This window comes from Neisseria sicca 4320 (assembly GCF_000193735.1).
Taxonomy (GTDB): domain Bacteria; phylum Pseudomonadota; class Gammaproteobacteria; order Burkholderiales; family Neisseriaceae; genus Neisseria; species Neisseria sicca_E.
Genome location: NZ_AEPF01000089.1, coordinates 1 through 14,811, shown reverse-complemented (window position 1 = coordinate 14,811; position 14,811 = coordinate 1). Strand labels below are relative to the sequence as shown.

The window sequence follows — 14,811 nt, the reverse complement described above, 5'->3', positions numbered from 1 at the left end:
GGCTTAAAAGTAGAGAAAGCATCCGCCGCCGTCATTGACGCCACCATTATTCAGACCGTCGGCAGCAAACAGCGTCAGGCCATAGAAGTCGATGAAGTTCGGTACGCCGCACCGTAAATTCCGCTATGCCCGGGCAGCCTATTTCGGGTTGATTAAAGTGAGTGCGCAAAGCCATCTGAAGGCGATGTGTTTGAACCTGTTGAAAGCGGCTAACTGGCTAAGTGTGTCTGTTTGCGCCTAAAAGGCGGCTCGGATGCCTTATTATGGGGCGTCCGGGGAGGATTAAGGGGGCATTTGGGTGAAATCAGGAGGTATTGGGGGAGGGAAATAGCTGAAAACCTGTGTTTGGGTTTCGGCTGTCGAAGGAAGGGCTTTTTTGCAAAGGTCTCACGTCGTCTGAAAACCCAAAATCCGGTTTTTCAGACGACCTCTTTCTTCCAAAATTAACTATTTTCTTTTCTTCAACAATCTCAACGCATTGCCCACGACAAACAACGAGCTGATGCTCATGCCTAATGCGGCGATCCAGGGTTTGACGTAGCCTAAGACGGCGAGCGGGACGGCGATGATGTTGTATGCGCTTGCCCAGGCGAGGTTTTGGCGGATGATTTCGCGCGTGCGGCGGGCTTGGGCGATGGTGGCGGGCAGGATGTTCAAGTCGTCGTTGAGCAAAACCAAATCGGCGCCGTCGCGTGCGACATCGGCGCCTGCTGCGACGGCGGCGGACACGTCGGCTTGGGCGAGGACGGGAGCATCGTTGATGCCGTCGCCGACCATCAAGACTTTTCTGCCTTGTTTCTGCAATTCTTCAACGTAGGCGAGTTTTTCTTCGGGCGCGGCTTCGGCGCGGTAGGTGTCCAAACCGAGTGCCTGCGCGACTTGTGCGACGGCATTTGTGCGGTCGCCGCTGAGTAGGTGCGTGCGGATACCTTGTTGTTTGAGGATGTCGAGCATGGCGGCGGCGCTGTCTTTGATTTGGTCTTCTAGCAGGAAGACGGCTTGGAAACCGCTTTGGTTGCCGAGGAATACCATGCTGCCTGCGTGTTCGATGCCGGCGGCTTCGTCAGGCAACACGCCGGCTATTCCGGCGACGAAATCGGCGCGTCCCAATGCCCAAACTTGGGTTTCGCCTTTGTAGGTCATTTGCGCGCTGACACCCTGTCCAATGCGGTTGACGCGCTGGGAGACTGCGTATGCGGGCGCGGGGTTAGGGTCGTCTGAAATTGTGTGGTTCAAGATGGCGCGGGCGATGGGGTGTTCGGATTGATATTCTAGGGCTTGTGCGGCGGCGAGCGCTTCTTCTGTTTTCAGACGACCTAAGTTGATGATTCGGCTGACGGAAAGTTGTCCTTTGGTCAGTGTACCGGTTTTATCGAACACGACATCGTCGATTTGGGCGAGTGTTTCGAGGCTTTGTTTGCCGCTGATTAACACGCCTTCGTCGGCAAGCGCGCCTGTTGATGCCGCAAGCGCGGTTGGCGTGGCAAGCGAAAGTGCGCAAGGGCAAGTGATGACCAGCAGCGCGACGGTAATCCACAAAGCGGTTTGCGCGTCGGCATACCATGTCCAGCCAACAAAGACAGGGATAGCAAGCAGCAGCTCACCAAACACGAAGCTGGAGGCGTATTTCTCGGCAAGGTCGGCGGCTCGCGGTTTTTGGGCGAGCGCGCGGTCGAGCAGTTTGACGATGTGCGACAGGCGCGTGTTGTTGCCGGTGCGGTCGGTTCGGATAACAAGCGGGCTGCCCGTATTGAGCGTGCCTGCGGTAACGTTTTCAGACGACCTTTTGACGACCGGTAGGCTCTCGCCCGTCAACATGGCTTCGTCCACTTCGCTCTCGCCGGACAACACAGTGCCGTCCACAGGAATGACTTCACCCGGTTTGACGACGATCACGTCGCCCGCTTGAAGCTGCACAACTGCCGCTTCCTCGATTTCCTCGCTGTCGGGATAAGACGGAAGGTGGTGGCAGAACGCAGGAACGAGTTTTACCAGCCGCTCCGCCGCATCCCCTGCTCTGCGCCTTGCGATTTGTTCCATAAACCGCCCGCCCAACAGGAAAAACAGCAGCATGGCGATGGATTCGAAATACATCCCCTGCCCCGCATTGACGGCAAGGCTGTAAATGCCCGCGACAAAGGTCATCACAACCGCAATCGCAATCGGCGTATCCATGCCGACGCGGCGGTTTTTCCAATCGCGCCACGCACCGCGGTAAAACGGCAATGCGCTGTAAAACACGACGGGCAGCACCATCAAAAAGCCGCCCCAGTGCAGAATTTCCAAAAACAGCGGCTCGATGTCGCCGCCGTAAAGATACGTCGGCACGGCAAACATCATCGTCTGCATCATGCCCAAACCCGCTACTGCCAGTCTGACGATAAACTGTTTGCGCTCTTTCTGCGCCTGCGCCTCGACTTTTTGCGCATCGTAAGGCGCGGCGGTATAACCTGTTTTGCGGATTTTTAAGAGAATGTCCGACAGCGCGATTTTGCCCTCGTCCCACACCACGCGGCAGCGGTGCGTACTGTAATTCAAATCCACGCGCACCACGCCCGCCGTCCGCAAAAGCTGCTGCTCAATCAACCATACGCACGCCGCGCAGGTAATACCGCCCAGCATCAACACCGCCTCGCGTTCATCCCCCTCCCCGACCTCGACAAAATCCGCCTGCACTTCGGGCAAATCATACAGTTTCAGTTGCGACAACACTTCCGGCGGCGGCAATTCGGATTTTTCCGCGTCGGCGGTACGCTGTTTGTAATAATTGCCCAAACCTGCATCAATAATGCTCTGCGCCACTGCCTGACAACCCGCGCAGCAGGTTTCATGGTCTTCATTTTCGTAGAGGACGGTCAAATGAAGGTGTTCGGGGACTTCCAGACCGCAATGGAAACAGGTTCTTTCCGTTTGATTCATAATATGTGCCTGATGGTGTGCGGCAGGTGGTTTGCCGTTTGAGACTTGGATTTGAAATGTTTAAAAATGTAAACTTTATTAAAGTGTCGCTTTTTAGCAGATTTTTAAAAAAATTTTACAAAACGTTCAATTTAAAACAATTTGCATATTTTTATTACTTTTATTTATATTTTTCAATAATATAACCGCTCATCAACAGACGAACGGTTGCGTTCTGATACCGCATATCGTACGAATTTACCGATTATTTTAATGTAAAAACGGAACTTTTTTAAAAAACACACTACATTTTTGTTGACCTACCCGACTGGAAGCTGCATACTATGCGCATATTCCGTACAAACAGTGCGGTAAAAAATACAAAACATTACGCTTTTACACAAAAATTTACATTAACTACTTACTCGGGAAAACATCATGATTGACCGCCTGCTACCTATTTTTGCCGTTATCGGCATCCTGTCCAGCGTCGCCTACCTGAGCTTGGCGGCATGGATGATTTACGAAAACGTTATGAAAAAACGCCGCCTCCTCCCTTTCTAAGCGGTAAACCCTTTAAACGGCCGTTTGAAAAAAAAGATAAACCCTCCCTGATTTATCTTTGTTTTCCAAACGGCCTTTACTCTTTTCAGACGACCTTTTGAAACACGCAGCGGCAAACAATAGACAGAAATCGAAATCCACCCCGCCGCCTTTTCCATTGAGAAACAACGGCAGTCAAAACACCTTGTTTTTATTCGGACTCAAAGTTTTCAGACGACCTCTTGCCGCCGTTTTCCAATGCCCGCTCAATCATCGCCTCGCGCAAAGCGTCCAAGCCCAGACTTTTCGTCACCGAAGTATTCACGCCGACGGCGCGTCCCGAATTATCCCGCAACACGCCCGCCTCGCGCACGCCTTCCGGTAGCAGGTCGATTTTGTTGTAAACGACAAGCTGCGGCACTTCATGCGCGCCGATTTCTTCCAAAACCACATTCACATCGTCCATCTGCCGCTCGAAATCGGGATTGGACGCATCAACGACGTGCAGCAACACGTCCGCCAAAGCTGTTTCCTCCAGTGTCGCCGAAAACGCCGACACCAGCTTGTGCGGCAAATCGCGGACGAACCCGACCGTATCCGTCAGAATCACGCCCGCCTCGTGCGACAAAAACAAACGCCGCGCCGTCGTATCCAGCGTGGCGAAAAGCTGGTCTTTCGCCAACACGTCCGCCTTGGTCAGACGGTTGAACAGGCTGGATTTGCCCGCGTTGGTATAACCGACGATGGCAAAGGTTTTCAGACGACCTTCCATTCGCGATTTGCGACGCGTGGCACGTTGTTTTTTCACTTGCGCCAACTGCTTTTTCAACGCCGTGATTTTCTGCCCGATTAAGCGGCGGTCGGTTTCCAACTGCGTCTCGCCCGGCCCTTTCAGGCCGATACCGCCCTTCTGGCTCTGCAAATGTCCGTAGCCGCGTACCAGCCGCCCGCCCAAATGGTTCAACTGCGCCAGCTCCACCTGCAATTTACCCTCTTGCGATTGGGCGCGTTTGGCAAAAATCGCCAAAATCAGACCCACGCGGTCGAGAACGCGGCATTGCAGGATTTTTTCCAAATTGCGCTCCTGCGTCGGCGTCAATTCATGGTTGAATACCGCCAAGCCGATGTCGTGCAGCTTCACCGCCGCCGCCAGCTCCTCCGCCTTGCCCGTGCCGACGAAATAAGCCGTATGCGCCTTGTCGCGCTTGGCGGTTTCGCGCAACACCAGCTCGCCGCCCGCCGCCGCGACCAATTCCGCCGCCTCTTCCAAGGTCGTCTGAAAAGTCCGCTCGCGCACTTCGTTCGCACCCGAATAATCCGCGCTCAACATCACCCCGACCAGCATCACGCGTTCGGGTTGCTCCAAAGATTTGTCGACGGGGAAAATGTTGCGTTTGGACAAGGAAAATCCTTTCGTTTTCAGAGGGCTTAAAACCCGTTTTCCATCATAATTTCGCCGGGGATGCGGTTGCGGTGCATGGCGAAGCCCAAGTCCATCAGGGCTTGGAACGTGTCTTTGACCATGGCGGGATTGCCGCAGACCATAAAGCGCGTGTCCGCTTTGGTGAACTTGAATCCCGTGTATACTTCGAGGCTGCCGTCTTTCAGCAGCTCGGGAATGCGCTTGCCGCTCAACGCGCCTTCGGTTTCCTCGCGCGTGGTGATGGGGACGAAGCGGAATTTGTGGAAATGCTCGCCAATCAGCGGATGGTCTTTCAATGCTTCAACACGTCGTCTGAAAATCAGTTCGCCGGCGAAAGAAACCGAGTGCGCCAAAACCAAGCGGTCGAAACGCTGCCAGATTTCGGGTTGCTCGATGATGGAAAGGAAAGGCGCAATGCCCGAACCGGTGGAGAGCATGACCAAATCTTTGCCGTCGGGGAATCGCTCGGGCAGGAGGAAGCCCGTAGCGGTTTTGTCGAGCAGTATGGTGTCGCCCTCTTTCATCGCGGCAAACCGCGCCGACATGGGACCGCCCTCGATCAAAACGGCAAAATATTCAAGCGTATCGGCGTATTCGGCAGACACGACGGAATAAGCGCGCCAGATAAAGCCCTCGCCGTCGCGAAAACCGAGCCGCGAAAACTGCCCTGCCGAGAAGCGGTAGGATTCAGGGCGGCTGATGGCAAAAGTCATCAGCTTGGGCGTATGGTGTTTGATCCACAAGACTTTTTCTTCGGTGAACTTGTCTTCGGGCGAGGCTGCCATAATGGGATTCCTTGTGTGTGCGGTATGGAAACGGAAGGTATTATACCCGTTCGCTTGGCGAAAGGTCGTCTGAAAACCTGATTATCCGGTTTTCAGACGACCTTTTATATAGTGGATTAACTTTAAACCAGTACGGCGTTGCCTCGCCTTGCCGTACTATCTGTACTGTCTGCGGCTTCGTCGCCTTGTCCTGATTTAAAGTTAATCCACTATAATTAACGGTAAACTCAAAATTTACGGCTCACGGCGCAGGCGCATGGTTTTGCCGTTTTGCTCCAAAATCAAATCATCGCCGTCAAAACGATAGTTCCACACGCTTTTCATGTTTAAGAAAGCCTCTTCCAACTTCATGTCTTCACACAACATCATCGACGTCGCAATCGGACCGAAATCGATTTTGCCCGAACCGACTTCTTTTGCTTGGAGCATCAAATGATTACAACCCATCTTGCCATGCGCCTTGGGCATTTTGCTCAAATCCAAAAAAGCCGTTCTGCCCGCCAAATCTTTTTCGGTGAATTTTCCGAAAGAAACCACAAACCATTTTGCCGCCAAAGCCGACGTTGACGCTTGACGCGGTTCGGATGGTTTTTCAGACGACGCAGCAGGCTGGGACGGCTGCGGTTTTTCAGCAGGCGAAGTACAGGCAGTCAGCATGATTGCGGTCATAAGGGTGGGGATCAGGGTTTTCATGATTTTGCCTTTCTAACGTGGGGTCAGCTCAAAGGTCGTCTGAAAACGCTCTAGCAAAACCTGCCATGCACTTTTCAGACGACCTCTTGATATTTACAGCGTCGTATCCAAAGCTTTGGAAATATCGTTCCAAATATCGTCCGCGTCTTCGATGCCGATGGAGAAGCGCAGCAAGCCGACTTTGATGCCCATTTCCATTTTCACATCATGCGGCACGCCGCTATGGGACTGGGAATAGCAATGGTTGACCAGACTTTCGACGCCGCCGAGGCTGGACGCCATTTTGACCATATCCATGTTTTTAATCACGCTGTTTGCCGCTTCGCGCGTATCGTTTTTGAGGTAAACCGTTACCACGCCGCCTATGCCTTTGGGCATTTGGGTTTTCGCCAGTTCGTAATGTTCGTGAGACGGCAGTCCGGGATAGAACACTTTTTCCACGGCGGGATGGGCTTCAAGGCGGCGGGCGATGTCAAGCGCGTTTTTGCAGTGCGCCTCCATGCGCAAGGCGAGCGTTTTGATGCCGCGCAACACCAGCCAGCAGTCCATCGGGCCGGCAATCGCGCCGGTATGCACCATCATGTCGTGCAGCGGTTTCGCCAGTTCTTTGGTTTTGACGGCGACGATGCCCATCAATACGTCGGAGTGGCCGCAAAGGTATTTGGTGGCGGAATGGAACACGATGTCGCAGCCCATCTCCAGCGGCTGTTGCAGATACGGCGTGGCGAAGGTGTTGTCGATGCCGACCAATGCACCGGCGGCGTGAGCTTTGGCGGCAAGTGCTTTGATGTCCACCAATCTCAATAGTGGATTGGACGGGGTTTCCAGCCAAACCAGTTTTACATTGTGCGCGGCAAGCAGCTCGTCCAAGCGGTCGGGGTTGCCCAAATCGGCAAAAACGACGTTCACGCCCCACGCTTTATATACGTCAACCAGCAAGTCATACGCGCCGCCGTAAATGTCGGCGACGGCGACGATGGTATCGCCCGGACGCAGGAATGTGCGCCACACGGCATCGATGCCCGCCATACCGCTGGAAAAGGCAAAACCCGCCGCCCCGCGTTCCAAATCGGCAACCGTGTCTTCCAAAACCTGACGGGTCGGATTGCTCAGGCGCGAATAGCGGTAGGGAACCTGCTCGCCGATTTCGTGCAGCGCGAACATACTGTTCTGATAAATCGGCGGCATCAGTGCGCGGTTGTGTTCGTCGCAATCGTAGCTGGAATGGATGACTTTGGTGGCGAATTTCATCTCGGCTCAACCTTGTAAAGATATGAATAATTCAGGATTTTATCACTATCCGAAAAATAGAAACAATCAATGCGGACACGGTTTGCAAGTGATATAATCTCGCATTTGCAAAACGGACGGCATGAATCCGTTTCAAAACGACACACATCCCAGCAATCCGACAATTAAGGACAAACAACGCATGAACGCCATTGCAGACGTGCAATCCAGCCGCGATTTACGCAATCTGCCGATTAACCAGGTCGGTATCAAAGACCTTCGCTTCCCGATTACTTTAAATACTGCCGAAGGCAGCCAATCCACCGTCGCCCGCCTGACCATGACGGTTTTCCTGCCCGCCGACCAAAAAGGCACGCATATGTCGCGCTTCGTGGCGTTGATGGAACAACAAACCGAGGCTTTGGATTTCGACAGGCTGCACAAACTGACTGCCGAAATGGTTGCCCTTTTAGACTCCCATTCCGGCAAAATCAGCGTTTCCTTCCCCTTCTTCCGCAAAAAATCTGCGCCCATTTCCGGCATCCAATCCCTGCTGGACTACGACGTTACCCTGACGGGCGAAATCCAAAACGGAACATACAGCCATAATTTGAAAGTGATGGTTCCCGTAACCTCTTTATGTCCGTGTTCCAAAGAAATCTCGCAATACGGCGCGCACAACCAACGTTCGCACGTTACCGTCAGCCTGACTGCCAACGCCGAAGTCGGTATCGAAGAAATCATCGATTGCGTGGAAGCGCAGGCAAGCTGCCAGCTTTACGGCCTGCTCAAACGCCCCGATGAAAAATACGTTACTGAAAAAGCCTATGAAAACCCGAAATTCGTGGAAGACATGGTGCGCGACGTAGCAACCGCGCTGATTGCCGACGGACGTATCGAAAGCTTCATCGTCGAGAGCGAAAACTTCGAGTCGATACACAACCACTCGGCTTACGCCTATATTGCTTATCCTTAAACAAGCGAAAAATCGAAAAGGTCGTCTGAAAACCGGAAAATCAGGTTTTCAGACGACCTTTTGTGTTCGTGGATTTATTTCATAGAACTTCATTTAGGACAAGTGTAATGCCTCTCTTATTTAGTTTAAAGCTTCTACCCGGTTAACTAAATTATCATAGTCGCCCCAGTTCCCTTTGCAGGGCTTGGATGTTTTGCTGGCGGTCTAGTACTGCACTTTGCAGACTGGTGATTTCCTGTTGGTTGACATGACCGCCTTTGGCTACGCGGGCTTGAGCCAGAGATTTTTGCGCTTCACCCAACGCTTTACGTTCGTTGCTCAATTCCGTTTCCAAAATCGAACGGCGGCTAGTGCTGCCGGAGGATTTGGGCGCAGGCGTTGCTGCGACTTCAGGGGCAGGACGGATGGGCGCAGGTGCAGGATTTGCCTTAGCAGTATTTTTAAGGGCAGGTTTTACGTTACCGGCTCGTTTTGACGGCGTTTCGGCAGCAGATTCCGATATTTCAAAGGCGGGCGCGTCGTAGCGTGAGCTGCTGTATTTACCGATGGTCGGCAAATCTGCCGAATGGCAGTTTGCGGATGGGCGGGAAGTATAGACAACTTCGCCGTTGACTGTGCAGGTATAAATTTTGGAAGAGGCTTGTGCGCCCGATACGGCGGCAAACATCAGCAATGAAGCTGCCAATGTGTGGAGTGATTGTTTCATGGTAAGGTCGCAATGTGAAATAAGTAATTGTTCGATCAGATATTGCATTCAACTGTAATAGTATAACAATCCCGGCATATTCTCTCAAATAGGACGGCCGGCTTTTTAAATTTCAAACTGTGCAAACCGCCCTCTTCATTTTAGCGAAACTTGCTTCACTCGTTTTCAGACGACGTTTGTCCAGCTCTATCCGATTTTTTGGCGCGTGATTTGGCGTTTTTGCTTTTTGCCTCTTGCTCTTGCGCTTTTTCCCGAGATTTTTCTTTTGAACGCGCCTTCTTGGGTTTGGCTGCCTTTTCTTCGGTATCGCTGCTTAATTTGTTAATTTTCAAACGATATGCACCGCCTTGATGGCTGCTGATTTTGGGCAGGTCTGCGCCTGTGCAGTTTCCCGAAGGTTCGGATGTATAGGTTTTGCTGTTGCCTGAATGGCAACTGAAGACAGATGCTGCGGTATGAAGGGATAAGCCCAAAATAAGGGAGGACGCAACGATGAATCCTCCTTGCTTGATTCGTGAAGGCATGTGTTTTCCGTAGTTTGAGTTTTCAGACGACCTATTTTTGTTTTTATGCAGTTCGACGGTCTGAAATGACCATGCCGAACTGTATTTTTGGCGGCTTCTGAAGGCAGATACGGAAACTCGGGCAACGGGATATTTATAGTTGTGTAAATTCTGCGTCGATTTCCGTCAGGATTTGCTCCAGCTCTTCTTGCCACAAAAGCCAGTTTTCTTCTATTTGTGTTAATTTTACTTTAACTTCTGTTAATTGTGTGAGCGTTTGTTGTAATTTTGTTTTATTTTCGTCCGAATAGGCTTCTTCTTGTGCCAAAAATGCTTCACATGCCGTTTGAATTTCAGAAAGCTGCGCCATTTCTTTTTCGGCTTTGTCGATTTTCTGTTGTATCGGCTTGCCGCGTCGGGCTTTTTCTTGACGGATTTGTGCTTCGATACGCTTGATGTCTTTGCGGTTTTGGCTTTGTGCGGAAGCGGCAGGTGCGGCTGTGGCGTTTTCCTGCGCCAACCGCCATTGGCGATAGTCATTTAAGTCGCCGTCAAAGTTTTTCAGACGACCTTTATCAATAAGAAGGAAGCTGTCGGTAGTCGCTTCGAGCAGGCTGCGGTCGTGCGACACGACGATTAATGCACCTTGGAAACTTTGCAACGCGAGTGTCAGGGCGTGGCGCATATCTAAGTCCAAATGGTTGGTCGGCTCGTCAAGCAGTAGCAGATTTGGCTTTTGCCAGATGATCATGGCGAGGGCGAGGCGGGCTTTTTCTCCGCCGGAAAAGGGTTCGGTTTTCTGCAACGCCATATCGCCGACAAAGTTGAAGCCGCCGAGGAAATTTCGGATTTCTTGTTCGCGCACTTCGGGAGAAAGCTGCTGAATATGCCAAACAGGGCTTTGGTCGGCGCGGATGGTATCGAGTTGGTGTTGGGCAAAATAGCCGATATTGAGTTTTTCGGAACGGACGATGCTGCCGGAGAGTAAATCGATTTTGCCTGCCAAGGCTTTGATAAACGTAGACTTACCGCTGCCGTTGACACCCAATAGTCCGTAACGTGCGCCGCTTTCCAGCGACAGGGTAATGTCGTGCAGGACGGTTTTGCCTTCGTAACCCAAATCAGCGTGTTCCAGCTTCAGCAAGGGATTGGGCAGATGGTCGGGATTGTAAAACTCAAAGGAAAACTCGCTGTCCAGATGCGCGGGAGCGATGCGCTCGAGCTTCGCCAACGCCTTCATGCGGCTTTGCGCTTGAACGGCTTTGGTGGCTTTGGCTTTGAAGCGGTCGATAAAGGATTGCAAATGTTTGATTTGCGCCTGCTGTTTGACATAGGCGGCTTGTTGCTGCGCGAGACGCTGCGCACGTTCGTTTTGGTAAAAATCGTAATTGCCGCCGTATTGCGTGAGCTTTTGCTGGGACAATTCGATGGTTTGGGTGGTGGCCGCATTGAGGAAATCACGGTCGTGGGAAATGATGATTTGCGTGCAGGGTAAAGAGGCAAGGTGGTTTTCCAGCCACAAGACAGTTTCCAAATCCAAGTGGTTGGTCGGCTCGTCAAGCAAGAGCAAATCGGCGCGGCAAATCAGGGCTTGCGCAAGGTTCAGGCGCATACGCCAGCCGCCGGAAAAGGATTTGACGGGACGGCTGTGTTCTTCTTGCGAAAACCCCAGTCCGTTCAACAATTTCGCCGCGCGGGCCGGCGCGGTATAAGCGTCGATTTCTTCCAATTTGGCATGATATTCCGCCTGTTTCATGCCGTCATTTTGCGCTTCCGCCTGCGCCAAGGTCGTCTGAAAAGCCTGCAACTCGGCATCGCCCTGCAAGACGTAGTCCAACGCGGAGATGTCCAAGTCGGGCGTTTCTTGGGAAACGGAAGCAATCCGCCAATTTTTCGGAATCGAGATATCGCCGCCATCCTGAGTGATTTCACCCTTGATTAAGGCAAACAGGCTGGATTTGCCCGTCCCGTTTTTGCCGATCAAACCGACGCGCTGACCGGGATTGACGGTGGCGTTGGCTTTGTCGAGCAGGACTTTCAAACCGCGTTGCAGGGTGAGGTTTTTGATTTCAATCATGGTGGTAAGGGACGGGCGGAAAAATGGGAAAGGCGGTATTTTATAGCGAAAACAGCATTATAGTGGATTAAATTTAAATCAGGACAAGGCGCGACGAAGCCGCAGACAGTACAAATAGTACGGAACCGATTCACTTGGTGCTTCAGCACCTTAGAGAATCGTTCTCTTTGAGCTAAGGCGAGGCAACGCCGTACTGGTTTAAAGTTAATCCACTATATGTCGCCGTCCGTTAATGCCCTAGCGTTTCAACGTAAATCCATAATGAAAAAAGGTCGTCTGAAAACGGCGAATAGTGTTAACGAAACTCACTATGCTTGTTTTCAGACGACCTTTTGATGGAACGAAACGGCTTAATGTCGATAATCCGCCGAATCCTTACGGATTTGCCGCAGGAATTTCTGCGTCCGTTCGTGTTTGGGGTGTTCGAACAATTCTTTCGGACTGCCCTGCTCTACGATGACGCCGCCGTCCATGACGACGACGGTAGTGGCGACTTCAAGCGCGAACTTGATTTCGTGGGTAACCACGACCATCGTCCAGCCTTCCTGCGCCAATTCCTTCATGGCATTCAACACGTCTTGCACCAATTCAGGATCGAGCGCGGAAGTGGGTTCGTCAAACAACATCAGCTCGGGCTGAATCGCCAATGCGCGGGCGATGCCGACGCGCTGCTGCTGACCGCCGGAAAGCTGGTAGGGATAAAGGTCAACTTTGTCGCCCAAGCCGACTTTTTCCAGCAATTTCAAAGCTTCTTCACGCGCTTGGGCGGCAGGTTTGCCTTGTACGGCAACCGGACCTTCCATCACGTTTTCCAACGCGGTTTTGTGCGGGAAAAGGTTGTATTGTTGGAACACCATGCCGGATTTGCGGCGCAGAGCCAAAATGTCGTGCTTTGTCGTTTTTTTAGAAAAATCGATTTTCAAAGGTCGCTCATTGTCGAACTCGATTTGTCCGTCTTCGGGCATTTCCAGCGCGTTTAAGCAGCGTAAAAACGTCGTTTTTCCCGAGCCGGAAGGCCCGAGGATGACGACCACCTGACCTTTGCCCACATCCAAATCGATGCCGCGCAAAATGGTGTTTTCGCCGAAGGTTTTGCGGATATTGCGGATTTTAATCATGGCTTTCCCTTATTTGGCGACATAGCGGTCGAAGCGTTTTTCCAAGCGCGCCTGAATCAGGAACAGCACTTTGCAGAAACACCAGTAAACCAAAGCGGCTTCGATATAGACGGGCAGGAAGTCGTAGGTACGGTTTGCCATTTCCTGCGCGACGCGGAACAATTCCGTTACCGTTACGACTGCCGCGAGCGAAGTGTTTTTGAACAAGCCGATAAACTCGTTGCTTAAAGGCGGCACAGCGACGCGAAATGCCTGCGGCGCGACGATGCGGCGGAAAGTCTGCATATAGGTCATGCCGATGGAGAAACCCGCCTCCCACTGCCCTTTCGGTACGGACAAAATCGCAGCACGGATAGTCTCGGAAGCATATGCGCCGACATTGAGCGAGAAGCCGATGATGGCGGCGGGAATCGGATCAATGAAAATACCGACAGACGGCAGCCCGTAAAACACAATCACAAGCTGCACCAACAGCGGCGTCCCCCTGATGATAGAAATATAAGTTTCCACCAGTTTAAGCAGGATTTTCCGCACGATGCCGCCCGCAGGCATAATCCGCACCAAAGCCACGCCGATGGCAAGCACCATCCCGATCAGGAACGACGCCACTGCCAGCGGCAGCGACACCATAAAACCGGCTTTGACCATAGGCAAAAACGCGCTGACAATCATGTCGGCGCGTGTTTCCGTCATAAACGGCAGCGAAGCAAGAAAATTATTTAACACTGATGTCTTTTCCGAAGAATTGTTCGCCCAGTTTTTTCAGCGTACCGTCGGCTTTCAGCTCGTTGATTGCCGTGCTGAATTTCGCCACGACTTCGTCATTGCCTTTATTGACAATCAAGCCGGAACCGACTTTTTCATCTGCAGGCGCAGACCAAACGATTTTCACGCCCGCATTCGGGTTTTTCTTCAGATAGTCCAAAACCGCCAATTCATCGTTCAAAGTCGCATCGGCGCGTTTTTGTTCAATCAGGGTCAGCGATTGCGCCAAACCGTCCACTGCCACAAGCTCCGCACCCGCAGCTTTGGCTTTTTCGCCGTAGTTGCTGGTCAGGGATTGCGCGGTTTTCACGCCTTTGATGTCGTCGATGGATTTGATGCTGCTGTCGTTACGCGCCACCAAAACCGCACCGCTCCAGCTGTAAGGTTCGGATTTGTCGAATGTCGCTTGGCGTTCGGGACTGGTCAGACCGACTTGGTTTGCCACCACGTCGAAACGTCCCGCCTTCAAACCCGCCATCATCGAATCCCATTGCGTTTCTTTAAACTCGACTTTTACGCCTAATTTTTCCGCAACGGCACGGGTAACTTCCACATCGTAGCCGGTCAGCTTGCCGTCTTTGTCATGGTAGGTAAACGGCGCGTAAGTGCCTTCGGTGCCGACGGTAATCGTACCTTTATTGTTGATGCGCTCGATTAAAGAACCGGAAGCACCGGCAGATTGAGCGGGAGCAGAAGAAGACGCGCTGCCGCCCTCTCCGCCGCAGGCTGCCAAAACCAATGCGGTCATGCCGCCGAGTACGAATTTTTTCAACATAATCTTCTCCTGAAGAAAAAGTGTGCAAGGGCAGCATTCTAAGTGAAATTACGGCAAACACAAAGAATACTTTCTTATAACGCTTATTCCGAAACGGATGAATGAACCCGAAAAACCTGCATTTTTCAAGAAAAGGTCGTCTGAAATCGGAGCATCTCCTCTTTTCTGCTTTCAGACGACTCTCTTTATCATCGTCCGCGTTATGATTCGGCTTGATATTCGCAATAATGGTGCTGCGCACAGATTGAAAGGAAACGGCGTTCTGTTTTGCCTGCGAGTACAGCCTTGGATGATAGCGCAGAGATAACCTGAACATAGC

The 14,811-nt window shown here is 52.0% G+C and carries 13 protein-coding genes and 1 pseudogene; 3 read left to right on the top strand and 11 right to left on the bottom strand.

Features of this window, described 5'->3' with window-relative positions; all coding sequences use genetic code 11:
• Positions 1–97 precede the first annotated feature (97 nt).
• Positions 98–241 (top strand): annotated as a pseudogene (locus tag NSCA4_RS16365) (IS5/IS1182 family transposase); the annotation flags it as partial.
• Positions 242–447: 206 nt separating this feature from the next.
• Here NSCA4_RS16365 and NSCA4_RS0108685 read toward each other — a convergent pair.
• Entirely contained in the window at positions 448–2,919 is a 2,472-nt protein-coding gene (locus tag NSCA4_RS0108685) for a heavy metal translocating P-type ATPase (protein ID WP_016687765.1), read from the bottom strand.
• A 417-nt stretch (positions 2,920–3,336) separates the two neighbouring features.
• Here NSCA4_RS0108685 and NSCA4_RS16060 point away from each other — a divergent pair, with 417 nt between their 5' ends.
• Positions 3,337–3,462 carry a hypothetical protein gene (locus tag NSCA4_RS16060; protein WP_003742273.1) on the top strand — a complete coding sequence of 42 codons (126 nt, stop codon included), beginning with the start codon at positions 3,337–3,339 and terminating at the stop codon, positions 3,460–3,462.
• A gap of 190 nt (positions 3,463–3,652) precedes the next feature.
• Here the strand turns inward: NSCA4_RS16060 and hflX are convergent, their stop codons facing one another.
• From hflX to NSCA4_RS0108655, 4 genes are all read right to left on the bottom strand, one after another.
• A complete protein-coding gene (hflX, locus tag NSCA4_RS0108670) occupies positions 3,653–4,843 on the bottom strand; it encodes a GTPase HflX (protein WP_016687763.1) in 1,191 nt (396 codons plus the stop codon).
• A gap of 26 nt (positions 4,844–4,869) precedes the next feature.
• Positions 4,870–5,649, bottom strand: a complete 780-nt coding sequence (locus NSCA4_RS0108665) for a ferredoxin--NADP reductase (RefSeq protein ID WP_016687762.1) — start codon at positions 5,647–5,649, stop codon at positions 4,870–4,872.
• Positions 5,650–5,883: 234 nt separating this feature from the next.
• Positions 5,884–6,342, bottom strand: a complete 459-nt coding sequence (locus tag NSCA4_RS0108660; protein ID WP_016687761.1) for an META domain-containing protein — start codon at positions 6,340–6,342, stop codon at positions 5,884–5,886.
• A gap of 93 nt (positions 6,343–6,435) precedes the next feature.
• Positions 6,436–7,593 (bottom strand): trans-sulfuration enzyme family protein, encoded by a 1,158-nt coding sequence (locus NSCA4_RS0108655; protein ID WP_016687760.1) that lies wholly within the window; start codon positions 7,591–7,593, stop codon positions 6,436–6,438.
• A gap of 181 nt (positions 7,594–7,774) precedes the next feature.
• Here NSCA4_RS0108655 and folE2 point away from each other — a divergent pair, with 181 nt between their 5' ends.
• A complete protein-coding gene (folE2, locus tag NSCA4_RS0108650; RefSeq protein ID WP_029609681.1) occupies positions 7,775–8,548 on the top strand; it encodes a GTP cyclohydrolase FolE2 in 774 nt (257 codons plus the stop codon).
• Between the two features lie 154 nt (positions 8,549–8,702).
• Here folE2 and NSCA4_RS0108645 read toward each other — a convergent pair whose 3' ends face one another.
• The 6 genes from NSCA4_RS0108645 to NSCA4_RS0108620 form a co-directional block, all read right to left on the bottom strand.
• Positions 8,703–9,254, bottom strand: coding sequence for a hypothetical protein (locus tag NSCA4_RS0108645; protein ID WP_029609680.1), 552 nt, complete (start codon positions 9,252–9,254; stop codon positions 8,703–8,705).
• Between the two features lie 155 nt (positions 9,255–9,409).
• Positions 9,410–9,778 carry a hypothetical protein gene (locus NSCA4_RS0108640; RefSeq protein ID WP_016687757.1) on the bottom strand — a complete coding sequence of 123 codons (369 nt, stop codon included), beginning with the start codon at positions 9,776–9,778 and terminating at the stop codon, positions 9,410–9,412.
• A gap of 133 nt (positions 9,779–9,911) precedes the next feature.
• Positions 9,912–11,834, bottom strand: a complete 1,923-nt coding sequence (locus NSCA4_RS0108635) for an ATP-binding cassette domain-containing protein (RefSeq protein ID WP_016687756.1) — start codon at positions 11,832–11,834, stop codon at positions 9,912–9,914.
• A gap of 350 nt (positions 11,835–12,184) precedes the next feature.
• On the bottom strand, positions 12,185–12,952 hold the full coding sequence (locus NSCA4_RS0108630; protein WP_016687755.1) for an amino acid ABC transporter ATP-binding protein: 768 nt from the start codon (positions 12,950–12,952) through the stop codon (positions 12,185–12,187).
• Between the two features lie 9 nt (positions 12,953–12,961).
• On the bottom strand, positions 12,962–13,678 hold the full coding sequence (locus NSCA4_RS0108625) for an amino acid ABC transporter permease (protein WP_016687754.1): 717 nt from the start codon (positions 13,676–13,678) through the stop codon (positions 12,962–12,964).
• Positions 13,668–14,492, bottom strand: coding sequence for an amino acid ABC transporter substrate-binding protein (locus tag NSCA4_RS0108620; protein ID WP_016687753.1), 825 nt, complete (start codon positions 14,490–14,492; stop codon positions 13,668–13,670). Before NSCA4_RS0108620 ends, NSCA4_RS0108625 begins: the two co-directional genes overlap by 11 nt.
• Positions 14,493–14,811 lie beyond the last annotated feature (319 nt).